Source organism: Nocardioides exalbidus (assembly GCF_900105585.1).
Taxonomy (GTDB): Bacteria; Actinomycetota; Actinomycetes; order Propionibacteriales; family Nocardioidaceae; genus Nocardioides; species Nocardioides exalbidus.
In genome coordinates, this window is record NZ_FNRT01000002.1 from 2414226 (window position 1) to 2435325 (window position 21100).

A 21100-nucleotide genomic window follows, 5' to 3' on the forward strand; every position below is an offset into this window, starting at 1 on the left:
TGTGGCACCGCGCCGCCGCGCGGTGGCGACCCGGTCTGCCGATAGACTTCCCGGTCATGTGCGGAATCGTGGGATACGTGGGCGACAAGCCCGCCGAGGGCGTGGTCATCGAGGGGCTGCGACGACTGGAGTACCGCGGCTACGACTCCGCCGGCATCGCCCTGATCGACGCGGGCGAGATCGTCGCCGACAAGCGCGCCGGCAAGCTCGCCAACCTCGAGAAGGCGATCGCCGAGTCCCCGCTCCCGGCGGTCACGACCGGCATCGGCCACACCCGCTGGGCGACCCACGGCCCGCCGACCGACCGCAACGCGCACCCGCACCTCGGCCGCGCGCGGCGGGTGGCGCTGGTCCACAACGGCATCATCGAGAACTTCGCCGAGCTCCGTGCGCGCCTCGAGTCCGAGGGCGTGGAGATGGCCTCCGACACCGACACCGAGGTCGCGGCCCACCTGCTCGAGGAGCAGCTCGAGACCGGCATCGACCTGACCGTCGCCATGCAGAACGTCTGCCGCGGCCTCGAGGGTGCCTTCACCCTCGTCGCCGTCGACGCGCACGACCCCGACCGGGTGGTCGCCGCCCGTCGCAACTCACCCCTCGTCGTCGGCATCGGCGAGGGTGAGAACTTCCTCGGCTCCGACGTCGCCGCCTTCATCGAGCACACCCGCGAGGCGATGGAGCTCGGCCAGGACCAGGTCGTCACGATCACCCGCGAGGGCGTCGGCGTCACGGGCTTCGACGGCACCCCGGCCGAGGGCACGCGCTACCACGTCGACTGGGACCTGTCGGCCGCCGAGAAGGACGGCCACGACTGGTTCATGCGCAAGGAGATCTTCGAGCAGCCGCGCGCCGTGGCCGACTCGCTGCTCGGTCGCCGCGGCGCCGACGGGCTGCTCCAGCTCGACGAGATGCGGCTGTCCGACCAGGACCTGCGCGACATCGACAAGATCATCATCATCGCGGCCGGGACGTCGTTCTACGCCGGCATGGTGGCCAAGTACGCCATCGAGCACTGGTGCCGCATCCCGGTCGAGGTCGAGCTCGCGAGCGAGTTCCGCTACCGCGACCCGATCCTCACCGCCTCCACGCTGGTGGTCGCGATCAGCCAGTCGGGCGAGACCGCCGACACCCTCCAGGCGATCCGGCACGCGCGCGTCCAGCGCTCGAAGGTGCTCGCGATCTGCAACACCAACGGCTCCACGATCCCGCGCGAGTCCGACGGCGTGATCTACACCCACGCCGGCCCGGAGATCGGCGTCGCCTCGACCAAGGGCTTCCTGACCCAGCTGGTCGCCTGCTACCTCCTCGCGCTCTACCTGGCGCAGGTCAAGGGCACCCGCTTCGGCGACGAGATCTCCCAGGTCATGGACCAGCTCGAGGAGATGCCCGGGCACGTCGAGACCGTGCTCGCCAAGGCCGAGCAGGTCTACGGCATCGCCCGCGACCACATCGACAACAAGTCGGTGCTGTTCCTCGGTCGCCACGCGGGCTACCCGGTCGCCCTCGAGGGTGCGCTCAAGCTCAAGGAGATCGCCTACCTCCACGCCGAGGGGTTCGCGGCCGGCGAGCTGAAGCACGGTCCGATCGCGCTCGTCGAGGAGGGCCTGCCGATCCTGTGCGTCGTACCTCCCCGGGGTCGCGACCAGCTCCACGACAAGATGATCAGCGGCATCCAGGAGGTCCGCGCCCGCGGCGCCCGCACCCTCTGCCTCGCGGAGGAGGGCGACACCGCCATCGAGCCCTACGCCGACGTGCTGATCACGCTGCCGCAGGTGCCGGTGCTGCTCCAGCCGCTCGTCGCGGTCGTGCCGCTGCAGCTGTTCGCGTGCGAGCTGGCCACCCTGCTCGGCCACGACGTCGACCAGCCGCGCAACCTCGCCAAGTCCGTCACGGTCGAGTAGGCACCCCGTGCCCGTCATCGGCGTCGGGATCGACGTGGTCGACATCGACCGCTTCGTGACCTCCCTCGAGCGCACGCCCTCCCTCAGGGCGCGGCTGTTCACCCCTGCCGAGGCGGTCCGGCCGCCCGCGTCGCTGGCGGCCCGCTTCGCGGCCAAGGAGGCGATCGCCAAGGCGCTCGGCGCACCGGTCGGGATGCACTGGCACGACGCCGAGATCGTCTCCGAGGACACGGGCCGGCCGCGCTTCGAGATCCGCGGCACGGTCGCCGCCCGCGCCGAGCAGCTCGGGGTCGCGCACGTCCACGTCTCGCTCTCGCACGACGCCGGGATCGCCTCGGCGGTCGTCGTGCTCGAGTCCTGAGGAGGACGACATGCTCCACGCGCACACCGTCGCCGACGTACGTCGGGCCGAGGCCCTCGCCATGGCAGGGCTGCCCGACGGCGCGCTGATGCAGCGGGCGGCGGCAGGCCTCGCCACCGCGATCACCGACCTGCTGGGTGGTGCGTACGGCCACCGGGTCCTGCTGCTCGTCGGCTCCGGCGACAACGGTGGCGACGCGCTCTGGGCCGGCGCCCGGCTCGCCCGGCGTGGTGCGCGGGTCGAGGCCCTGCTGCTGTCCGAGCGCATCCACGAGGAGGGCCTGGCGGCGTTCCGTGCGTCCGGCGGGCTGGCCACGGACGTCCTCGACGACCTCGGCGACGGCCAGGAGGTCCTGGTCGACGGCATCGTCGGCATCGGCGGGCGCCCCGGGCTGCGGCCGGACGCGGTCGCAGCGCTCGAACGGTTCGCCGGCGTGCCCGTCGTCGCGGTCGACGTGCCGTCCGGGGTCGACGTCGACACCGGCCGGCTCGCCGGACCCCACGTGACCGCCGACCTCACCGTCACCTTCGGCACCCACAAGGTCGCCCACCTCGCCGACCCGGCGTCGCTCGCCTGCGGCGCGCTGCACCTCGTCGAGCTCGACCTCGAGCCGCACCTCGTCCACGCCGACCCGGCCCTCGAGGCGCTCCAGCCCGACGACGTGCGCGCCCTCCTGCCGCGGCCGTCCGTCGACGCGCAGAAGTACACCCGCGGCGTCGTCGGCGTCCGCGCCGGCTCCGGCACCTACCCCGGGGCCGCCCTGCTCGCCGTGTCGGGCGCCAACACCGGCCTGGTCGGCATGGTGAGGTACGTCGGTCCGGAGCAGGTCGCCGACACCGTCCGCGCCGCGCACCCCGAGGTCGTCGGCGACGGCCGGGTGCAGGCCTGGGTCGTCGGGCCCGGTGGTGGCGACGACGCAGGGGACATGCTCGTCGAGGCCCGCGCGGACGGCGCACCCGTCGTGGTCGACGCCGACGCGCTGCGCCACGTCGACGGACCCGTGCCGGGCTGGGTGCTCACGCCGCACGCCGGCGAGCTCGCCGCCCTGCTCGGCGTCGAGCGCGCCGCCGTCGAGGCCGCGCCGCTGGAGCACGCCCGGGAGGCGGCCCGGCGCTGGGACTGCGTGGTGCTGCTCAAGGGCCACCACACGCTCGTCGCCGATCCGTCCGGCCGGGTCCGGGTGACGACGACCGGGGTGCCGTGGCTGGCCACGGCGGGTGCGGGCGACGTGCTCTCCGGACTCGTCGGGGCGCTGCTGGCGGCCGGGCTCGAGCCCTACGACGCCGCCTCCGTGGGGTCCTGGCTGCACGGTGCCGCCGCGACGGAGGCCGCCGACGGCGGGCCCCTGACCGCGAGCCGGGTGGCGGTCCAGATCCCGCGGGTCGTGCGCGAGGTCCTCGCAGGTTTGGGAGGATCGACCCCATGACCGGTCCCGCGTATCGTGCCGAGATCGTGGTGGACCTGGCAGCCGTCCGGCACAACGTCCGCATCCTCAAGGACCTCGTCTCCGTCGACGGGCCCGTGCAGCTGATGGCCGTCGTCAAGGCGGACGCCTACGGCCACGGCATGGTCGAGGTCGCCGCCGCCGCGCGGGACGCGGGCGCCGACTGGCTCGGGGTCGCGACGCTCGACGAGGCGCTCGCCCTCCGCGCTGCCGGCGACCAGGGACCGCTGCTGTGCTGGCTGACCGCGCCGGGGGACGACTACGCCGCCGGGGTCGCGGCGGGCATCGAGCTCACGGCGTACTCCGTCGAGGAGCTCGAGGAGATCGCCGCCGTCGGCGGTGCGCGGGTGCAGCTGAAGGTCGACACCGGGCTGTCCCGCGGGGGAGCGCCGCGGGCGGAGTGGCCGGCGTTCTTCGCGGCCGCGGCCACCCTCGAGGACGACCGGCGGATCACCGTCACCGGCCTCTGGTCCCACCTCGCCGCGAGCGACGAGCCCGCCCACCCGGCCAACGACGCGCAGGAGGCGGCCTTCCGCGAGGCACTCGTGCTCGCCGAGGAGGCCGGGCTCGAGCCCGAGGTGACCCACCTCGCCAACTCGGCGGCCACGCTGCTGCGCCCGTCCGCGCACTTCGACCTGGTCCGCTGCGGCATCGCGACCTACGGCCTCGACCCGGCCCCCGGCACCAGCCCCCGCGTCGGGCTCCGGCCGGCGATGACCGCCCGCGCCCGGCTCGTGATGAGCAAGGAGATCGCCGCGGGCGACGGCGTCTCCTACGGCCACACCTGGGTCGCCGACCGCGACACCAGCGTCGGCGTCGTCCCCACCGGCTACGGCGAGGGCGTGCCGCGCGCCGCCGGCAACGCCGCGTCGGTCTGGGTCGAGGACTCGCTCCGCCCGGTCCGTGGCCGGGTGTGCATGGACCAGCTCGTGGTCGACCTGCACGGCGAGCTGCCGCCACCCGGCACTGAGGTCGTCCTCTTCGGCCCCGGCGACCGCGGCGAGCCGACCGCCCAGGACTGGGCGGACGCCGTCGACACCATCAGCTACGAGATCGTGACCCGGATCGGCGGCCGGTTCGTCCGCCGGCACGTCGACTCGGACGCCAGCCCCGACGTCGAAGGGACCGCACGTTGAGCATCAAGGGCCGCATCTTCGGCACCGTCGTGGGGGCGGCGGGCCTCGCAGCCGCTGCCGGTGCCGTCGGCATCGCCCGGCAGAGCCGGATCATCGGCAAGCGCGACGCGGGCGAGAAGGTCGAGTTCGGATCGCTCCACAGCCCCGCCAGGGTCGTCGTCGCCGACGACTCCCTCGACCTCCACGTCGAGATCGACGAGCCGCAGGACTTCGGGGGCGTGGCTCCCGCCGACGGCGACCTGACGATCGTCTTCGTCCACGGCTACTGCCTCAACCTCGACTGCTGGCACTTCCAGCGCGCCGCCTACCGCGGTGAGGTGCGCACGGTCTTCTTCGACCAGCGCAGCCACGGGCGCTCCGCGCGCTCCAGCGAGGAGCACAGCACCATCGAGCAGCTCGGCTCCGACCTGCGCCGCGTCATCGAGGACACCGTGCCCGGCAGGTGCGTCGTGGTCGGCCACTCCATGGGCGGGATGAGCGTCATCGCGCTCGCCCACGAGCACGCCGACCTCTTCGGCGACAAGGTCGTCGGCGCCGCCCTCGTCTCCACGACGGCGGGCGGCCTCGACCCCGGCCGGATCCTCTTCCCGGTGCTGCCGCTCGGCCTCGGCGGCAGGTTCATGGGGCGCGCGGTGCGCACCCTCACGATCGGCCACCGGGCCGTCGACATCGCCCGCTCGTGGGGCCGGGCGGTCGCGGACGTGATCACCGACCGCTACGCCTTCGGCACCGACCCCGTCCCCGCTGCGATGGTCGAGTTCGTCTTCTCGATGCTCAACGCGACGCCCTTCGCCGTGGTCGCGGAGTTCTACCCGGCCTTCGCGACGCTCGACAAGTTCGACCACCTCGAGGCGCTCGGCCGCGTGCCCACCTCGATCATCTGCGGCACCGAGGACAAGATCACCTCGGTCGGCCACAGCCGCAAGCTGCACAGCCGGATCCCCGGCTCGAGCCTGCTGGAGTGCGAGGGCGCCGGCCACATGGTGCTGCTCGAGCACCACAAGGAGGTCACGGCCGAGCTCGACGACCTGATCTCCCTGGCCCAGGGGCAGGGGACGCGATGAGCGTCGTCGTGCGCCGGGTGGGTCCCGAGGCCGCCGCGGAGGTCCTGGCGGTGGTGCAGGCGGCCTTCGGGGCGCGGGCACCGCTCGACCCGCCGGCCGACGCGCTGTCGGAGGACCTCGACTCGATCGCCCGCCTGCTGGCCGCCCGCGGCGGCCTCCTCGCGACCGTCGACGGCACCCCGGCCGGGTGCGTCGTGCTCGACCCGCGCGACGACGCCGTCGTCCTGCGCCGCTTCGGCGTGGTGCCCGAGGCCCAGGGCCGGGGCGTCGCCACGGCCCTCGTCGAGGCCGCGCGCGAGGCGGCCACCGGACGCTCCGCGATCATCGTGCTCGCCCGCGAGGAGCTGCCCGGCACCGTCGCGTTCTGGGAGGCCAACGACTTCGTCGTCACCGGCCGCACCAGCCCCTACGTCGAGCTCGCGCTGTGGCTCGGCACGACCTTCGACGCACCGGACGCCGAGACCATGCGCGGCCTGGGCACCCGCGTGGGCGCGAGCCTGGTCGCCGGGGACCTCGTCGTGCTCACCGGCGAGCTCGGCGCCGGCAAGACGACCTTCACGCAGGGCCTCGGCGAGGGGCTCCAGGTGCGCGGCGGCGTCACCTCGCCGACGTTCGTGATCTCCCGGGTCCACCCCTCGCTCGTCGGCGGGCCCGACCTCGTGCACGTCGACGCCTACCGGCTCGGCGGCCTCGACGAGCTGGACGACCTCGACCTGGACGCCTCGCTCGAGGACGCCGTGACCGTCGTCGAGTGGGGTGCCGGCCTGGCCGAGGGCCTGGCCGACTCGCGCCTGGAGGTCACCATCGAACGCACGGTGGGCGACGCGCCCGCCGACGACGAGCTCGACCCGCGACGCGTGTCCCTGCGCTGGGTCGTCGGGCAGTAATCTCGACGCCGTGCTCCTCGCCTTCGACACCGCGACCCCGCTCGTCTCCGTCGCCCTCCACGACGGCGACCGGGTGGTCGTCGAGCACTCCTCCGACGTGCCGATGAAGCACGGCGAGCACCTGGCCCCCCTCATCGCCCGCGCGATGGCCGAGGTCGGCATCGTGCGCCAGGACCTCACCGCGATCGCCGTCGGCGTCGGCCCGGGCCCGTTCACCGGCCTGCGCGTCGGCGTCGTCACCGCCCGCACGCTCGGCTTCGTGCTGGACGTCCCGGTCTACGGCGTGTGCTCCCTCGACGCGATCGCGCTCGAGGCGGTCGAGACCGGCGCGGCGAGCGGCAGCTTCCTCGTCGCGACCGACGCCCGGCGCAAGGAGGTCTACCTCGCGTCGTACGACGTCGACGGCCGGCGGCTGGAGGGCCCCGTCGTCACCAAGCCGGCCGACGTCGCCACCGATACCCCGGTCGCCGGAGCGGGGCCCGGGCTCTACCCCGACGCGTTCCCGACGGCGATCACCCCGACCCGGCCCAGCGCCGGCTGGCTCGCGGCGGGCGTGGGCGCCGAGCTCGTAGAATTGCTGGACCCCGAGCCCCTCTACCTCCGACGTCCCGATGCGGTCGCCGGCGCACCCAGAAAGCCCGTCTCGTGATCCGTCCCGCCGTGCTGGCCGACCTGCCCGCCCTCGCCGCGCTCGAGCAGGAGCTCTTCGGCCTCGACGCGTGGAGCGAGCAGCTGATCCGCCAGGAGATCGAGGGACCGGGCCGCCGCTTCGTGGTGGCCGACGACCTCTCCGGCTACGGCGTGACGATGACGGCCGGCGACATCGTCGACCTGCTGCGCATCGGGGTCCGCCCCGACGCCCGGCGCCACGGCATCGCCTCGCGGCTGCTCGACGAGCTCTTGGTCGGCACCGACGACGCGTCGCGGATGCTGCTCGAGGTGAGCGTGACGAACTCCGAGGCGCTCGGCTTCTACGTCGCCCGCCAGTTCAGCGTGATCGACGTACGACCCCACTACTACCGCGACGGCTCCGAGGCCCTGGTGATGTGCCGCTGGCTGCCCGGTGCGGCCCGCGCGGAGACGGCGACCTCGCATGACTGACGAGCCCCTGGTCCTCGGCATCGAGACCTCCTGCGACGAGACCGGCGTCGGCATCGTCCGCGGCCACACCCTGCTCGCCGACACGGTCGCCAGCAGCGTCGAGGAGCACGCGCGCTTCGGCGGCGTGGTGCCCGAGGTCGCCAGCCGTGCGCACCTCGAGGCGATGGTGCCCACCATCGAGCGGGCCGCGGAGACTGCCGGCGTCGCGCTGAGCGACATCGACGCGATCGCCGTGACGAGCGGGCCCGGCCTGGCCGGCGCGCTGCTGGTCGGGGTGGCCAGTGCCAAGGCGCTCGCCATCGGCCTCGGCAAGCCGATCTACGGCGTGAACCACCTCGCCGCGCACGTCGCCGTCGACCAGCTCGAGCACGGCCCGCTGCCCGAGCCCTGTCTGGCGATGCTCGTCTCCGGCGGGCACTCCAGCCTGCTCGAGGTCACCGACGTCACCGTCGGCGTCGAGCCGATGGGCTCGACGATCGACGACGCGGCGGGGGAGGCCTTCGACAAGGTCGCCCGGCTGCTCGGCCTGCCGTTCCCCGGTGGGCCCCACATCGACAAGCAGGCCCGCAGCGGCAACAGCGTCGCGATCGACTTCCCGCGCGGCCTGACGAGCCGGCGCGACCTCGAGCGGCACCGGTTCGACTTCTCCTTCTCCGGGCTCAAGACGGCCGTCGCCCGCTGGGTCGAGACCCAGCAGCGCGAGGGCGTGACGATCGACGTGGCCGACGTCGCGGCCTCGTTCCAGGAGGCGGTCTGCGACGTGCTGACCCGCAAGGCGATCGACGCCGCGACGAGCCGCGGTATCGAGGACATCCTCATCGGCGGCGGCGTGGCCGCCAACAGCCGGCTCCGGGCGATGGCCGAGGAGCGCGCGACCGCGGCCGGGATCCGGGTGCGCGTGCCGCGACCCGGCCTGTGCACCGACAACGGAGCCATGGTCGCCGCGCTCGGCGCCGAGCTCGTCGCGCGCGGACGTACGCCGTCGCTGCTGGACCTGCCCGCCGACAGCTCGCTGCCGATCACGACCGTCGTCGCCTGACCCGTCGGGTCACCGCAGGTGGCATGAAGAAGGTCCCCGCCCGAGAGCGGGGACCTGCCACATGTTCACCTGACCGAGGGGTGGCCTCAGTCGAGGACTCCGGGGGCGACGTCGTCGTCGCCGAGCCAGTCCTGGTCGTAGACCAGGCTGTCGCGCTCCGCTGCCTTGTCGCGCTCGCCCTTGCGGCCGCCGCGACCGCCCTGGCCGCCGGCGCCGCCGCTGCGAGCACCGCTGCTGCCGCGACCGCCCGAGCGGGAGCCGGACTGCGAACCGCCGGCCGCGCCGCGTCCACCGGCCGTGCCACGGCCACCGGCCGAGCTGCCGGTGCCGCGACCGGACGCCGAACCCGCCGAGCCACGCGAGGCCGCGCTGCCCGGGGCGCCGCTGCGGGCAGCGGACGAGCCCGCCGAACCGCTGGCGCGTGACAGCGCCCCCGCGCTGCCCGAGCGACCCGTCGCCCCGATCGGGCGGGCCGGGCTCGTGCTGCCGGACGCTCCGGGAAGTGCGGGCCGGACACCGCCCGACATGCCGCCCATCGCGCCCGCGCCGCCGGCCGCACCCGCGGCCGCACCGAACGCGCCGGCGGTCGAACCCGCCGAGGTGCCGCCGGTGGCGCCCGGGGCGGAGACCGACCCGGTCGTCGGCTGGTAGGTGGTGCCGCTCTGCGACGTGGCGGTCACCGTGGACGACGGGTGCGTCGGGTGCGACACCTCGGTCGTCGGTGTGGTGGTCGTGGTCGGCGTCGTGGTGGTGGTGGTCGTGGTGGTGGTGGTCGTCGTGGTCGTCGGCGGGTTCTTGCCGTCGTCATTGCCGTCGTCCTTCCCGTCTCCCTTGCCGCCCTTGTCGTCGTCCTTGTCCTTGCCGCCGCCGTCGTCGTCGCCGCCGCCCGGGCCCTTCGGGGGGACAGCCGCGCCGGGCAGGAGCGGACCCTGCGGACCGGACGGCACGTTGGGCGGCGGCTCCGTCGGGTCGGACTGGCCGTGGATGTCCTTCATCGGCGGGATGGCGCCGAGGAAGGCGGCGTCCATCTGCTTGGTGAGGGCGAGGGACTTCGCCTCCTGCTTGTCGTAGTCCGACTGCCAGGCGCTCCGCTCGTTCTGCCGCGCCTGCGAGGCGGCGGCCTGGGCGGAGATCTCCTCCTGCGTCGGCGGCACGCCGGTGGTGTTGGCAGGGGCCTGGTAGGCCGGCGGCTTCTCGCCGAGGTCGGCGAGGCTGTCGCGCGTGGTGCGGGTGTCGTCGATCTGCTGGCCGACCTGCTTGAGCGCCTCTCCGGCGGTGTGGAGCTGCTCGGACTTCGCCTTGAGCGACGTCGACGAGCTCTCCATGCCGGCACGCACGGCAGGTCCGGTGAGGGTCTGCTCGCCGATGCGGAGCTCGGCCTGCTCAGCGGCCTTGGACAGCGCGTCGGCCAGCGTCTGGAGGTCGGTGGCCTTCTGCTTCCACTGCTCGCCGGCCGTCTTGAGCCGGCCCTCCTGCGCGGTGTCGAGATAGCTGTCGAGCACCTGGCGGTTGGGTCCCTTGGTCATGCCTCAGCCCTCGTCCGTGGGGATCGTGCACTGGTCGGTGCCGAAGTCGGGGGCGGCGACGCAGGACACACCGGCGTTGTAGAGGTTCATCGTCGCGGTCGTCTGCTCGGTGGTGTTCTGGACGTCCTCGCTGAACAGCTGCACGGACTCGCCCATCTGGCGCAGCCCGGCGATGATCTTGGCCAGCTCCTCGCGGACGGCGACGTGGGCCATGTCGACGTTGGTCGCGAGCCGGTAGCCACCGGTGTAGGACTCACCGAAGGTGGTGCTCGGGACGGCCGGGATCGGATTGGCCTCGAGGTCCTCGGCAGCGATGTCGAAGGAGTCCATGAGCGACTGGATGGTGTCGGCGTCGACGTTGAGGCCCACCATCGTCTGGGTGAGCAGCTCTCGGTCCTCAAGCGGCAGCATGGTCTGTCCTTTCCCCCTGATCACAGAACCGAAACCACTCTAGATCGAGGAACTCTCGCCCGGAGCATCAACGGTCGAACGCTAGGCTCGCCGCCATGACTGCTCGGGGGAACCGTCGTCGGCTCGCCGCGCTGTCCTGCGCCGTCGCGCTGTCAGCGGTGACGGGCTGCGGCGACGAGGGCACCGCGTCCGCCGACGGGTCGGACGGGGACGTCCCCACGAGCTCGACCAGTGCCTCGACCAGTGCGTCGCCGAGCCCGTCGACGACGCCTGCTGACCCGACGCCCACCGTCGAGCCGGCGACCGGGCCGCAGCTCGACGTCGAGGGCATCAAGGTCAACGCGCCGAAGACGTGGGTCCAGACCTACGACACGATCGTGGTCGACATGGCCGAGGACGACGACAGCGGGTCGGTGATGCTGAGTGCCGCCGGGACCGGCGGCGACCAGCTGTCCCTCAGGCAGGCGGAGAAGTATTTCTGGACCCGCAGCCGCAAGCCGGAGGGCTACGAGGCCCAGCCCACGACCGTGATGGGTGGGCTGACGGCGTACCACTACGTGGTGCGCGACCGGCACGGCGTCACGCACGCCGTCGGGCTGTGGGACGCCGGGTACGTCGTGAAGGTCGAGGTGGAGATGCCCGAGCGGGTGGCGGAGGAGAAGACGCTCGCGGTCCTCGAATCGGTGATCGCGTCCTACGAGAGTCCCCGGACGGAAGGCTGATCGATGACGTCCCAGCGACCGCGAAGCACTCGCCTCGCCGTGTCGGCCTGCCTCGCGGTGCTCCTGGCGGCCACCGGGTGCCAGTCGTCGGCCGACGACCCGGCCGACGAGCCGTCGTCCGGCTCGGAGGCGACCTCGTCGGCCCCGCCCTCACCCGTGCCGACGTCGACCACCCCGACGGTCGAGCCGGCCGACGGCAAGCTGATCAAGGTGCCCGGCGCCACCATGCGGGCGCTGTCGACCTACAAGCGCTACGCCGACTACGGCATCCTGCAGGGCTACAGCGACCGGAGGACCGCCGTGTCCTTCTCGCCCGACCTGTCGGCTCCCGCCTCCCTGGACGCGTTCGCGAAGGAGTTCGTCGCCGACCACGGCGGCAAGAAGGTGGCCCAGCGGCAGGACGACGTCGTCATCGGTGGCGGGAAGTACAACGCCTGGCACGTCCTCGACACCTCCGCCACGCAGGGCGACGAGATCCACTACTACGGCGTGATGTTCCTCAACGGTGCGTGGCTGATCCGGATCACCCGGGTCGGGAACCCGAAGGTGCCGCTGAGCGACGAGGAGTTCCAGGGCGTCATGGACAGCCTGCTCGCGACCTTCACGCCCGACGTCGGCTGACGTCCCGCCTCAGGTCCCGGCCTGGCTCGCGGCGAACTTGATCGGGACGACGCCGGGATCGACCCCCGAGAGGTCCACGTCGACGCGCTCGACGGTGCCGTCCAGCCCGAGGCGTACGACGAACTGGTCACTGCCGCTGACCAGCGTCGCGAGCATCGACCCGTCGTCCTCCCAGGCGACCTCGTGGATCCCGCGGATGCCGAGGCGGGGGCCGACGAGGTCGAAGTCGATGACCTCCTCGCCCGTGGCCGCGTCGAGGATCGCGAGCGTGGGAGAGCCGTCGCCGGTCAGGTAGTTGGCGAAGCCGACCACGTAGGCGCCGTCGGGGCTGAAGGAGACCAGGGTGTGCTCGCAGGTGCTCCAGAGCGGCTCCCCGGTGCGGGCGCGGGCGTCGACGACGGCCGAGCACGACGAGTTGTCGGCCTTCACGCGCGTGACCCCGGCCGCCATCCCGGTCGCTGCGGAGGCGGCCCACGGGCGCACGACCCCGGGAAGGTCCGAGGCGCCGGAACCGTCCACGACGAACGTCGACAGCGAGTAGTCGACGGGATCGGTGCGGCTGGCGAGCACCTCGGTGTCGGACACGAAGCCCACGGTCGTCACCCGGGCGTCCTCCGGGGCCGGCGGCAGCTCGGTGCGCCGGTCCTCCCGGCTGCCGTCGGCGGCGCGGTCGACGACGACCCAGCGGGATCCGTCGTACTCCGCCCAGGCGATGCGCGACTCGTCGGCCGAGACCGTCAGACCGGTCGTGGGACGCCCGTCGCCGTCGACCGGCTGGAAGTCGGCGTCGAGGACCTGCACCGTCTGGTCGCCCTCCACGTTGACCGTCGCGATCCAGCGGTCGCCGTAGGGCACCAGCGAGTCGTACGCCTCGGGCAGGGGGATCGACTCGTCACCGTCCACGTACGTCGGCTCGACGACGTTGATCATCGGCACTCCCGGGCCTCCCTCGACGGGGGCGCTGCGGGCGTCCACGCGGATGGTGCCGCTGGCGACGGCGGGCGGTGGCTGGGGTGCGGGAGGCACGTCGCTGCGCTGGGCGGAGCCGACCATCGTGACGCCGACGGGGACCGCGATCGCCAGCACTGCCGCGACGCTGGCGACCACGGTCGCGGTGCGCCGGCGCTGGATCCGGCGGGCGCGGGTGCGGACGTCGGTGACGTCGAAGGGGGCACGCTGGACGCCGTCGGCCCGGCGGTGCAGCGCGTCGTGGACCTGGTCCTCGAGGGGAGTCTCGTTCATCGTGCGTCTCCGGACTCGTGGGGGTTGAGGGAGTGGGGGGCGCGGGCACGCAGCGCAGCGAGGGCGCGGCTGGCCTGGGACTTCACCGTCCCGGGGGAGATGCCCAGGACGTCGGCGATCTCGGCCTCGCTGAGCTGCTCGTAGTAGCGCAGGACGATCACGGCACGCTGCTTGGGCGACAGGGTCTGGACGAACGACCACAGCACGCCGCCCATCCCGTCGTCGTACTCGTCGTGGACGCCGGTCTCGGGCATCGCCCCCGTGGTCGGGTCGGTGGCGTGCTCGCGACGCTTCCAGGCGCGACGCCACAGGGAGTTGTTCTCGTTGACCATCACGCGACGGACGTAGCCGTCGAGCGCCTGCGGGTCGCGGATCCTGTCCCACGAGAGGTAGAGCTTCGCGAAGGCGTTCTGGAGCAGGTCCTCGGCGCCGGCGTGGTCGCCGGCGAGGAGGTACGCCGTCCGGTAGAGGGCAGGCTGGCGCGCCGACATGTACGCCGAGAAGTCGGCGTCCTTGTCCGTCTGCCTGTCCGTCTGCCCGTCCGCGCGTGCCACGTCGTGACCCTGTCCTGTTCCGTCGATGAGTGCCATGCCCACGATCCACCTCCCTTCGGCTCGTCGGCCGCTGGTGAGCGGCTTCTGCGGTGGCGTGTCGGGATGAGGACGCGGCCGGGTCGACGGGGGTTGCATCTGTTTGGGAGGCTCGTCGCGACTCCGCGGTTCGCGGGGCCAGTCGTCGTACAGGAGGCATCGATGCAGCAGGTCAAGGCCGTGGTCGCTCTCAAGAAGGGCGAGCCGGTGCAGCTCACCACGATCAACGTCCCGGACCCCGGTCCGGGGGAGGCGGTGGTGAAGGTCCAGGCCTGCGGCGTGTGCCACACCGACCTGCACTACCGCGAGGGCGGGATCAACGACGAGTTCCCGTTCCTGCTCGGGCACGAGGCGGCCGGCGTCGTGGAGAGCGTGGGTGCGGACGTCACCGGGCTCGAGCCGGGCGACTTCGTGGTGCTGAACTGGCGAGCGGTGTGCGGCAGCTGCCGGGCGTGCGACCGGGGTGAGCCGTGGTACTGCTTCGCGACCCACAACGCGACCCAGAAGATGACGCTCGCCGAGGGCGAGCTGGCCGGCACGGAGCTCTCGCCGGCACTCGGGATCGGCGCCTTCGCCGAGAAGACCCTGGTCGCGGCGGGCCAGTGCACGAAGGTCGACCCGTCGGCCCGCGCCGCCGCCGTCGGCCTGCTCGGCTGTGGCGTGATGGCCGGCCTCGGTGCCGCGATCAACACAGGCAACGTGGGCCGTGGCTCGACGGTCGCGGTGATCGGCTGTGGCGGCGTGGGTGCCGCCGCGATCGCCGGTGCTGCGCTCGCGGGGGCGGCGAAGATCATCGCCGTCGACATCGACGACCGGAAGCTGGAGAACGCGCGCAAGCTCGGCGCCACGCACACGGTCAACTCCTCCGAGGTGGACGCCGTCGAGGCGATCCGGTCGCTGACCCCGCCGCCGGACGGCACGGGCCACGAGGGCGGCGCCGACGTCGTGATCGACGCGGTCGGTCGCCCCGAGACCTGGAAGCAGGCGTTCTACGCGCGCGACCTCGCCGGCACCGTCGTGCTCGTCGGCGTCCCGACGCCGGACATGAAGATCCCCGAGATCCCGCTGATCGACGTCTTCGGCCGCGGCGGGTCGCTCAAGTCGTCCTGGTACGGCGACTGCCTGCCCTCGCGCGACTTCCCGATGCTGGTCGACCTCTACCAGCAGGGTCGGCTCGACCTCGACGCCTTCGTGACCGAGGAGATCGGCATCGGCGACGTCGAGGCTGCGTTCTCGGCCATGCACGACGGCAACGTGCTGCGCTCGGTCGTGGTCCTGTGACCGCGCGGGTCGACCACGCGGTCGTCTCGGGGACCTTCAGCCTCGACGGGGAGACCCACCAGGTCGACAACAACGTCTGGGTGATCGGCGACGACGAGCAGTGCCTCGTCATCGACGCCCCGCACGACGTCGACGCGATCCTGCAGGTCGTCGCCGGCCGGACGGTGAAGGCGATCGTGTGCACCCACGCCCACGACGACCACGTCCGCGTCGCGCCGGCGCTGCGGGTCGCGACCGGTGCCCCGATCCTGCTTCACCCCGACGACCGGCCGCTGTGGGAGCTGACCCACGGTGGCGACGAGCCGGGTGCCGAGCTGTGGGACGTCGACCTCTCCGAAGGCCTGACCCTCACCATCGGTGGGGCGGCCGTGCAGGTGATCCACACGCCCGGCCACGCGCCGGGTGCGGTATGCCTCTACGTCCACGACCTCGGCTGCGTCTTCACCGGCGACACCCTGTTCGAGGGCGGTCCGGGTGCCACGGGTCGGTCCTACAGCGACGCCGACCTGATCAAGGACTCGATCCGCGCGCGGCTCTTCGAGCTGCCGGACGACACGGTGGTCCACACCGGGCACGGCCCCGACACCACGATCGGGGCCGAGAAGGCCAACGTCTGAGGGCTGCTCGTCCCACACCAGCTCCTCCCGCTCCGGCTCCTCCCACGCCGGCGGTCCGCACCGTCATGCGGCCCGCCGGCGTCGGCGTTCCTCCCTCACCTCGTCGAGGTGGATCGCCTCCGCCAGGTTCTGCTGGTCGCTCGCGTGGTCGACCGGGACGCCGTGGACGCTGCGCAGGATCCGCTTCCACCTCGTGAGGTGATACCTCACGGCCGGGGCCTCCCTCCGGCGCGAGAGCTCCGACCAGCGCGGCCAGCTCCCGTCGGACAGGGAGTCCCGCGGCGCCCACCACCCGGTCACCTTCGGGTCGGCGTGTGCGGGGAAGCGCCGCCCGGCGCGGTCGCGCGCACCGTCGTCCCGCATCGGCTCGACCTCCTGGCCGGAGTCCTCGTGATGGAACTCCGCGACCACCTTCGCCATCCGGAGCAGCCGCATCAGCACGGCCGCCCGCGGGCTCGTCCGCCCGGTCTCCCAGCGCGCGACCACCGACTGGGACACGCCGATGAGCGCGGCCAGGCCACGTTGCGAGACATCCAGGATCCTCCTGACCCGGCGCACGAGTCCAGGGATCTCCCCGTCGAAGGGTCCGAGCAACCACCACTCGACCTCCTCGGTGGTCCAGCCCTCCATCCGCTCCCAGTCGAGCGTCGTGTCCTCCTCCAGCCCGGTGCCCGGCCCGGTCCGGAGCCGCGTCGTCGCCGGCCCCCGCATCGCTACTGTCGACATGCCTCGCCTGCTCTCGTCCTGCTCTCGTCCGGCACGGCCCTGGTCGGCTCGTGCGCTGTGCTCCGATCACACGACGGGGCACCGACAAGACAGGGGTCGTCCTCCACAGCCGGGGCTCGTCCACAGGCTGGGGGCGCCGAAGTGGCCCGCGGGGCGTCGAGCCGTACAGATGTTGAGGCCATCACCCCGCTCGCTCGCCAGCACGCCCCTCGCCGCACTCGGACCTGAGTCGCCAGGAGACTCAGGTCCCAGCGCGGCGCGGAGCGGGTCTGAGGCACGTTGGCACGACCTGAGTCTCCGAGGGACTCAGGTCCGAGCGCCCGGTAATTGGTGAGTGCGCGGGGCGTGGGCGTCCTAGGCTCGGCGCATGACTGACGTGTTCGTGCCGGAGGAGTTCGAGGGCCCGCGAGAGCTCACCGGGGACGGGTTCAGGCTGGAGCCGCTCGGGCCGCAGCACAACGACTCCGACCTCGCTGCCTGGACGTCGAGCATCCACCACATCCGCGGGACGACCGGGTTCGAGAAGTGGAGCTGGCCGCCGCTCGACGGCATGAGCGCCGAGGACAACCTGGCCGACCTGACCCGCCACGCGCAGGACTTCGTCGACCGCACCGGCTTCACCTTCACCGTGCTCGACCCGACGACGGACGAGGTCATCGGCTGCGTCTAGTCTACCCGAGCAAGGAGCCCGACCACGACGCGCAGGTGCGGTCCTGGGTGCGCGCCGACCGGGCGGAGCTCGACGTGCCGCTCGCCGACGCGGTGGCCGACTGGCTGGCGGCCGCGTGGCCGTGGGAGCGGGTCGACCGCCACGGGCGCTGACGTGTGGCTGTCACCGGGCCGTGCCACCATGACCCGATGCCCCCCACCACGACCCGGCTGACGGCGCTGCTCGCCACCGCCGCCCTCGTCGTGACCCTGGCGGCGTGCGACGGCGGTGCCGGCAGTGAGTCCGACGCGTCGCCCGCGAGCGACGCCGCGAGTCCCGCCAGCGCACAGGAGGCGCCGAGGACGCCGTCGGAGGAGCTCGGGCTCACCGAGGGGTGGGGGCCCGACCGTGCCGAGCTCGACCGGGCGGCCCGGATCGTCGCGAGGATGCGGCTCCCCGACCTCGCCGGGCAGGTGATCGTCGCGGACTGGAGCGGCACGTCGGCACCCGTGAGGATGGTGCGCGACCTGCACCTCGGCGGCGTGATCGCCTTCGACTCCAACGTCGTCTCGGCCCGGCAGATCAAGGCCGTGAACACCGCGCTGACCCGCCAGGTGCGGCGGAAGTACCCGCTCTTCCTCGGCGTCGACCAGGAAGGCGGCGTGGTCGAGCGGCTCCGCCGCGCGGCGACCCGGTTCCCCGCCTTCATGAGCGCCGGGGCAGCCGGTGATCCGGCGCTGACGCAGCAGGCCTATGCCGCCAGCGGGGGAGAGCTGCGGGGGCTCGGCTTCACCGTCGACTTCGCCCCCGACGCCGACGTCACCTCCGGACCGGGGGACCCCACGATCGGGTCCCGCTCGGCGTCGTCGCGACCGACGACCGTGGCCGGGCAGGTGGTGGCGGCCGCGAACGGCTTCAGCGGGGCGGGCGTGCTGCCGGTCATCAAGCACTTCCCGGGCCACGGCTCGGTGCCGGCCGACAGCCACCTCACCCTCCCCGTCCAGACCAAGTCCGTGAAGGAGCTCGAGGCGACGGACCTGGTGCCGTTCCGCAGCGCCGTCGAGGCCGGGCTCCCGGCCGTCATGGTCGGCCACCTCGACGTGCGCGCGGTGGACCCGCGGGTGCCCTCGTCGCTGTCGAGGAAGGTGACGACCGGGCTGCTGCGCGACGGGCTCGGTTTCCACGGCCTGGTGGTCACCGACTCGCTCGAGATGACAGGCGTGACGAAGGGCCGTGACGCCGGTCGGATAGCCGTGCAGGCCATGCGCGCAGGCGCCGACGTGCTCCTGATGCCGGCGTCGCCGGCCCTCGCCCGCACCGCGCTCGTGAAGGCCGTGCGATCGGGCACGCTGACCCGCAAGCGCCTCGAGCAGTCGGCGGCCCGGCAGATCGCCCTGCTCACCCATCTCGTCGGCGCCCCGGGCACGCCGGTCGGCGAGGCCCGCGCGGCCTCGCGGGCCCTGTCGGCGGCCGCGATCACCGTCACCGACGGCGCGTGCAACGGGCGGCTGGTCGAGGACGCCGTCCACGCCTACGGCGACTCCGGCGCGGTCGGCACCTTCGCGACCGCGGCTCGCGAGGCCGGGTTGACGGTCCTCCTGCGCCGATCGACCCCGCCGGGGCTGGCCACCGCCGCGCCCAGGCCGGAGCGGAGGAAGCACGAGGGCAGGAAGCACTTCAAGGCGCGGACGAAGGCGTGGCGGAGGGCCGAGGCGCGGCGTGAGGTCCGGCTCGGCCGCTGGACCGCGCGCGAGGACGCCCGCGTCGCCGCGGGGACCCAGATCGGCTTCTCCGGCTACCACGACGCCCCGGTCGACGGCACCATCGCCGTCGCGACCGACACCCCGTGGGTGCTCGGCAGGGTCGGCGCCCCGACGCGGATCGCGACCTACGGCGACACTCCCGCCGCGATGCAGGCGCTCGTCGAGGTCCTGCTCGGGCGGGCGACGGCGCCGGGCCACCTCCCGGTCGAGGTGGCCGGGGTGTCGCGCGACGGGTGCTAGAAGGGCTCGACCAGCAACGCCGTGCCCTGCCCCGACACGCGGGTGAGCACGAGGGTCGCCTCGTTGTCGCCCTTGAGCGCGAGCCGCTTGCGCAGCTCCTCGGGCACCACCTGCACTCCGCGCTTCTTGATCGCCAGCCGGCCGATCCCGCGCTCGTGGAGCGCCGCCCTCAGCTGCTTCTCCCGGTAGGGGAGGTGCTCGACGACGCGGTAGCCGCGCGCGAACGGGGTACGGAACGACTCGTCGCTGGTGACGTAGGCGATGTGCTCGTCGACGAGGCCGCCGTTGACCCCGGCGGCGACGGCGGTGACCAGGCCGGCCCGGATCACCGCCCCGTCGGGCTCGTAGAGGAAGGAGCCCACGTCGCGGACGTGCACGCCGCCCTCGCCCAGCGCCGGAGCGTCCTCGTCGGTCAGCGTCGCGAGCCCGCCCTCGCCGATGACGGTGGCCCGACGGTCAGTCGTCGAGAGGCCGGGCGACCAGATGACCGCCTCCTTGACGTCGCCGCCGTCGCTGACCCACTCGGCCTCGGCGCCCGCCGGAACGAGGTCGTGGCCGATGCCCGGCGCCACCTTGACCAGCGCGCGCCGGGTGAGCAGGTCGAGCACCCACGGCCACGGCGGGGTCCAGCCCTCGACATCGAAGACCCGCCCGCGTCCTCCGCGTCGGGCCGGGTCGGCGAAGGCGGCGCCGAAGCCGCTCGGGTCGATCGTGGTCGCGTCACCGACCTGGACGGCTCCCGCCAGGCCGAGCGCCTCGAGGTTGGCCGCGGCCATCGCGACCCGCACCGGGTCCTGGTCGATGCCGGCGGCGACGAGGCCGGCGCGCGCGAAGGCGAGGAGGTCGCCGCCGATCCCGCAGCCGAGGTCGATCACGCTGCCTCCGGGGATCGCGGCCGCGAGCCGGGCCGCGCGGTGGTCGGCGACCCGGGCGCGGGTGGCCTGCTCGAGCGCGTCGGGGGTGAAGAACATCAGCCGCGCCGACTCGCCGAACTTGGCGACGGCCTTCTCGCGCAGCCGGACCTGCGTCGTGGCGGCCGCGGCCTTCTCGGCGTCGGGCTCGAGGCGGCGTACGACGCTCGCGACCCGCACCGGGTCCCGCGGGTGGTCGGCCCACGCCTGGGCGGCGTGGACCAGCAGCCGACCGCCCTCGGTCGTGCGCAGCCAGTCCAGCGTCCCGATCTCCACGGGGGCATCCTGTCAGGGTGCCCGCAACGGGCTCGGTCTGGCACTCGGTTGGGGTGAGTGCTAGCGTCTGTGCTGGCACTCTCACCCTGAGAATGCCAATGCTCGCGAGCCTGGCACGACCCCCGCGACGGCGTGCCGCCCGGACCGCGAGCCCACGTCCCTGAAGTACGTCTCTGCAGAGAAAGTGGAGGTTGATCCGAAGTGTCGGTCAACATCAAGCCCCTCGAGGACCGCATCGTCGTCCAGACGCTCGAAGCCGAGCAGACCACCGCCTCCGGCCTGGTCATCCCGGACACGGCCAAGGAGAAGCCCCAGGAGGGCGAGGTCGTGGCGATCGGTCCCGGTCGCATCGACGACAACGGCAACCGCGTCCCGCTCGACGTCGCGGTCGGTGACAAGGTCATCTACAGCAAGTACGGCGGCACCGAGGTCAAGTACGCCGGCCAGGAGTACCTCATCCTGTCGGCCCGCGACATCCTCGCTGTCGTTTCCTGATCTTCTTCGCCCGGTGCGTCATGGCCGACGGTTGCTCCGGCGACCACCGGCCATGACGCCCGGGCGAAACCCTTTCACCCAGAACTTTCCTAGGAGC

Annotated in this window: 22 protein-coding genes; 16 read left to right on the plus strand and 6 right to left on the minus strand. The window is 73.1% G+C overall.

The window, feature by feature from the left end:
- Positions 1–56: 56 nt before the first annotated feature.
- From glmS to tsaD, 9 genes are read left to right on the plus strand one after another with little or no spacing between them, the layout of a single operon-like run.
- On the plus strand, positions 57–1901 hold the full coding sequence (glmS, locus tag BLV76_RS11920; RefSeq protein ID WP_090969325.1) for a glutamine--fructose-6-phosphate transaminase (isomerizing): 1845 nt from the start codon (positions 57–59) through the stop codon (positions 1899–1901).
- 7 nt (positions 1902–1908) lie between these two features.
- A complete protein-coding gene (locus tag BLV76_RS11925) occupies positions 1909–2262 on the plus strand; it encodes a holo-ACP synthase (RefSeq protein ID WP_090969326.1) in 354 nt (117 codons plus the stop codon).
- A 10-nt stretch (positions 2263–2272) separates the two neighbouring features.
- A complete protein-coding gene (locus BLV76_RS11930) occupies positions 2273–3688 on the plus strand; it encodes an NAD(P)H-hydrate dehydratase (protein WP_090969327.1) in 1416 nt (471 codons plus the stop codon).
- Positions 3685–4842 (plus strand): alanine racemase, encoded by a 1158-nt coding sequence (gene alr / locus BLV76_RS11935; protein WP_090969328.1) that lies wholly within the window; start codon positions 3685–3687, stop codon positions 4840–4842. Before BLV76_RS11930 ends, alr begins: the two co-directional genes overlap by 4 nt.
- Complete coding sequence (locus BLV76_RS11940; RefSeq protein ID WP_090969329.1) at positions 4839–5906, plus strand: alpha/beta fold hydrolase; 1068 nt, start codon at positions 4839–4841, stop codon at positions 5904–5906. Before alr ends, BLV76_RS11940 begins: the two co-directional genes overlap by 4 nt.
- Positions 5903–6793 carry a tRNA (adenosine(37)-N6)-threonylcarbamoyltransferase complex ATPase subunit type 1 TsaE gene (tsaE, locus tag BLV76_RS11945; RefSeq protein WP_090969330.1) on the plus strand — a complete coding sequence of 297 codons (891 nt, stop codon included), beginning with the start codon at positions 5903–5905 and terminating at the stop codon, positions 6791–6793. The genes BLV76_RS11940 and tsaE overlap by 4 nt, the downstream gene beginning before the upstream one ends.
- Before the next feature lie 10 nt (positions 6794–6803).
- Positions 6804–7442, plus strand: coding sequence for a tRNA (adenosine(37)-N6)-threonylcarbamoyltransferase complex dimerization subunit type 1 TsaB (gene tsaB, locus BLV76_RS11950; protein WP_090969331.1), 639 nt, complete (start codon positions 6804–6806; stop codon positions 7440–7442).
- Positions 7439–7894 (plus strand): GNAT family N-acetyltransferase, encoded by a 456-nt coding sequence (locus BLV76_RS22540; RefSeq protein ID WP_175539647.1) that lies wholly within the window; start codon positions 7439–7441, stop codon positions 7892–7894. The genes tsaB and BLV76_RS22540 overlap by 4 nt, the downstream gene beginning before the upstream one ends.
- Positions 7887–8933, plus strand: a complete 1047-nt coding sequence (tsaD, locus tag BLV76_RS11960) for a tRNA (adenosine(37)-N6)-threonylcarbamoyltransferase complex transferase subunit TsaD (RefSeq protein WP_090969332.1) — start codon at positions 7887–7889, stop codon at positions 8931–8933. Before BLV76_RS22540 ends, tsaD begins: the two co-directional genes overlap by 8 nt.
- An 86-nt stretch (positions 8934–9019) precedes the next feature.
- Here the strand turns inward: tsaD and BLV76_RS22545 are convergent, their stop codons facing one another.
- Together BLV76_RS22545 and BLV76_RS11970 are read right to left on the minus strand one after the other, a co-directional pair.
- Positions 9020–10459 carry a hypothetical protein gene (locus BLV76_RS22545; protein WP_090969333.1) on the minus strand — a complete coding sequence of 480 codons (1440 nt, stop codon included), beginning with the start codon at positions 10457–10459 and terminating at the stop codon, positions 9020–9022.
- A 3-nt stretch (positions 10460–10462) separates the two neighbouring features.
- Positions 10463–10870: a hypothetical protein gene (locus tag BLV76_RS11970; RefSeq protein WP_090969334.1), complete on the minus strand. Its 408-nt coding sequence runs from the start codon at positions 10868–10870 to the stop codon at positions 10463–10465.
- Positions 10871–10965: 95 nt separating this feature from the next.
- On the opposite strand from BLV76_RS11970, the gene BLV76_RS11975 reads away from it, so the two are divergent.
- Both BLV76_RS11975 and BLV76_RS11980 read left to right on the plus strand, forming a co-directional pair.
- The gene (locus BLV76_RS11975) at positions 10966–11592 is read left to right on the plus strand and encodes a hypothetical protein (protein ID WP_139306557.1); all 627 of its coding nucleotides are present in this window, start codon (positions 10966–10968) and stop codon (positions 11590–11592) included.
- A 3-nt stretch (positions 11593–11595) separates the two neighbouring features.
- Complete coding sequence (locus BLV76_RS11980) at positions 11596–12213, plus strand: hypothetical protein (protein WP_139306558.1); 618 nt, start codon at positions 11596–11598, stop codon at positions 12211–12213.
- Between the two features lie 9 nt (positions 12214–12222).
- Here BLV76_RS11980 and BLV76_RS11985 read toward each other — a convergent pair whose 3' ends face one another.
- Both BLV76_RS11985 and BLV76_RS11990 read right to left on the minus strand, forming a co-directional pair.
- A complete protein-coding gene (locus tag BLV76_RS11985; RefSeq protein ID WP_090969337.1) occupies positions 12223–13455 on the minus strand; it encodes a WD40 repeat domain-containing protein in 1233 nt (410 codons plus the stop codon).
- On the minus strand, positions 13452–14045 hold the full coding sequence (locus tag BLV76_RS11990; protein WP_090969338.1) for a SigE family RNA polymerase sigma factor: 594 nt from the start codon (positions 14043–14045) through the stop codon (positions 13452–13454). The genes BLV76_RS11985 and BLV76_RS11990 overlap by 4 nt, the downstream gene beginning before the upstream one ends.
- 162 nt (positions 14046–14207) lie before the next feature.
- On the opposite strand from BLV76_RS11990, the gene BLV76_RS11995 reads away from it, so the two are divergent.
- The gene (locus BLV76_RS11995; protein WP_090969339.1) at positions 14208–15326 is read left to right on the plus strand and encodes an S-(hydroxymethyl)mycothiol dehydrogenase; all 1119 of its coding nucleotides are present in this window, start codon (positions 14208–14210) and stop codon (positions 15324–15326) included.
- A complete protein-coding gene (locus tag BLV76_RS12000) occupies positions 15323–15943 on the plus strand; it encodes an MBL fold metallo-hydrolase (RefSeq protein WP_090969340.1) in 621 nt (206 codons plus the stop codon). The genes BLV76_RS11995 and BLV76_RS12000 overlap by 4 nt, the downstream gene beginning before the upstream one ends.
- Positions 15944–16006: 63 nt before the next feature.
- Here BLV76_RS12000 and BLV76_RS12005 read toward each other — a convergent pair whose 3' ends face one another.
- Complete coding sequence (locus BLV76_RS12005) at positions 16007–16669, minus strand: helix-turn-helix domain-containing protein (RefSeq protein WP_090969341.1); 663 nt, start codon at positions 16667–16669, stop codon at positions 16007–16009.
- 367 nt (positions 16670–17036) lie between these two features.
- On the opposite strand from BLV76_RS12005, the gene BLV76_RS12010 reads away from it, so the two are divergent.
- Both BLV76_RS12010 and BLV76_RS12015 read left to right on the plus strand, forming a co-directional pair.
- Positions 17037–17339, plus strand: a complete 303-nt coding sequence (locus BLV76_RS12010) for a GNAT family N-acetyltransferase (protein ID WP_217630326.1) — start codon at positions 17037–17039, stop codon at positions 17337–17339.
- Positions 17340–17527: 188 nt separating this feature from the next.
- Positions 17528–19321 carry a glycoside hydrolase family 3 protein gene (locus BLV76_RS12015; RefSeq protein WP_090969342.1) on the plus strand — a complete coding sequence of 598 codons (1794 nt, stop codon included), beginning with the start codon at positions 17528–17530 and terminating at the stop codon, positions 19319–19321.
- On the opposite strand, the gene BLV76_RS12020 is transcribed toward BLV76_RS12015, so the two are convergent.
- Positions 19318–20508: a class I SAM-dependent methyltransferase gene (locus tag BLV76_RS12020; RefSeq protein WP_090969343.1), complete on the minus strand. Its 1191-nt coding sequence runs from the start codon at positions 20506–20508 to the stop codon at positions 19318–19320. The genes BLV76_RS12015 and BLV76_RS12020 overlap by 4 nt on opposite strands.
- Before the next feature lie 201 nt (positions 20509–20709).
- Here BLV76_RS12020 and groES point away from each other — a divergent pair, with 201 nt between their 5' ends.
- On the plus strand, positions 20710–21003 hold the full coding sequence (gene groES, locus BLV76_RS12025; RefSeq protein WP_056605525.1) for a co-chaperone GroES: 294 nt from the start codon (positions 20710–20712) through the stop codon (positions 21001–21003).
- Positions 21004–21100 lie beyond the last annotated feature (97 nt).

What these genes read in the sequence shown, in the direction of transcription:
- glmS (WP_090969325.1), top strand. Translation starts at nt 57, where the DNA reads ATGTGCGGAATCGTGGGATACGTGGGCGACAAGCCCGCCGAGGGCGTG.
- BLV76_RS11930 (WP_090969327.1), top strand. Translation starts at nt 2,273, where the DNA reads ATGCTCCACGCGCACACCGTCGCCGACGTACGTCGGGCCGAGGCCCTC.
- alr (WP_090969328.1), top strand. Translation starts at nt 3,685, where the DNA reads ATGACCGGTCCCGCGTATCGTGCCGAGATCGTGGTGGACCTGGCAGCC.
- tsaE (WP_090969330.1), top strand. Translation starts at nt 5,903, where the DNA reads ATGAGCGTCGTCGTGCGCCGGGTGGGTCCCGAGGCCGCCGCGGAGGTC.
- tsaD (WP_090969332.1), top strand. Translation starts at nt 7,887, where the DNA reads ATGACTGACGAGCCCCTGGTCCTCGGCATCGAGACCTCCTGCGACGAG.
- BLV76_RS22545 (WP_090969333.1), bottom strand. Translation starts at nt 10,459, where the DNA reads ATGACCAAGGGACCCAACCGCCAGGTGCTCGACAGCTATCTCGACACC.
- BLV76_RS11970 (WP_090969334.1), bottom strand. Translation starts at nt 10,870, where the DNA reads ATGCTGCCGCTTGAGGACCGAGAGCTGCTCACCCAGACGATGGTGGGC.
- BLV76_RS11975 (WP_139306557.1), top strand. Translation starts at nt 10,966, where the DNA reads ATGACTGCTCGGGGGAACCGTCGTCGGCTCGCCGCGCTGTCCTGCGCC.
- BLV76_RS11980 (WP_139306558.1), top strand. Translation starts at nt 11,596, where the DNA reads ATGACGTCCCAGCGACCGCGAAGCACTCGCCTCGCCGTGTCGGCCTGC.
- BLV76_RS11985 (WP_090969337.1), bottom strand. Translation starts at nt 13,455, where the DNA reads ATGAACGAGACTCCCCTCGAGGACCAGGTCCACGACGCGCTGCACCGC.
- BLV76_RS11990 (WP_090969338.1), bottom strand. Translation starts at nt 14,045, where the DNA reads ATGGCACTCATCGACGGAACAGGACAGGGTCACGACGTGGCACGCGCG.
- BLV76_RS11995 (WP_090969339.1), top strand. Translation starts at nt 14,208, where the DNA reads ATGCAGCAGGTCAAGGCCGTGGTCGCTCTCAAGAAGGGCGAGCCGGTG.
- BLV76_RS12005 (WP_090969341.1), bottom strand. Translation starts at nt 16,669, where the DNA reads ATGTCGACAGTAGCGATGCGGGGGCCGGCGACGACGCGGCTCCGGACC.
- BLV76_RS12010 (WP_217630326.1), top strand. Translation starts at nt 17,037, where the DNA reads ATGACTGACGTGTTCGTGCCGGAGGAGTTCGAGGGCCCGCGAGAGCTC.
- BLV76_RS12015 (WP_090969342.1), top strand. Translation starts at nt 17,528, where the DNA reads ATGCCCCCCACCACGACCCGGCTGACGGCGCTGCTCGCCACCGCCGCC.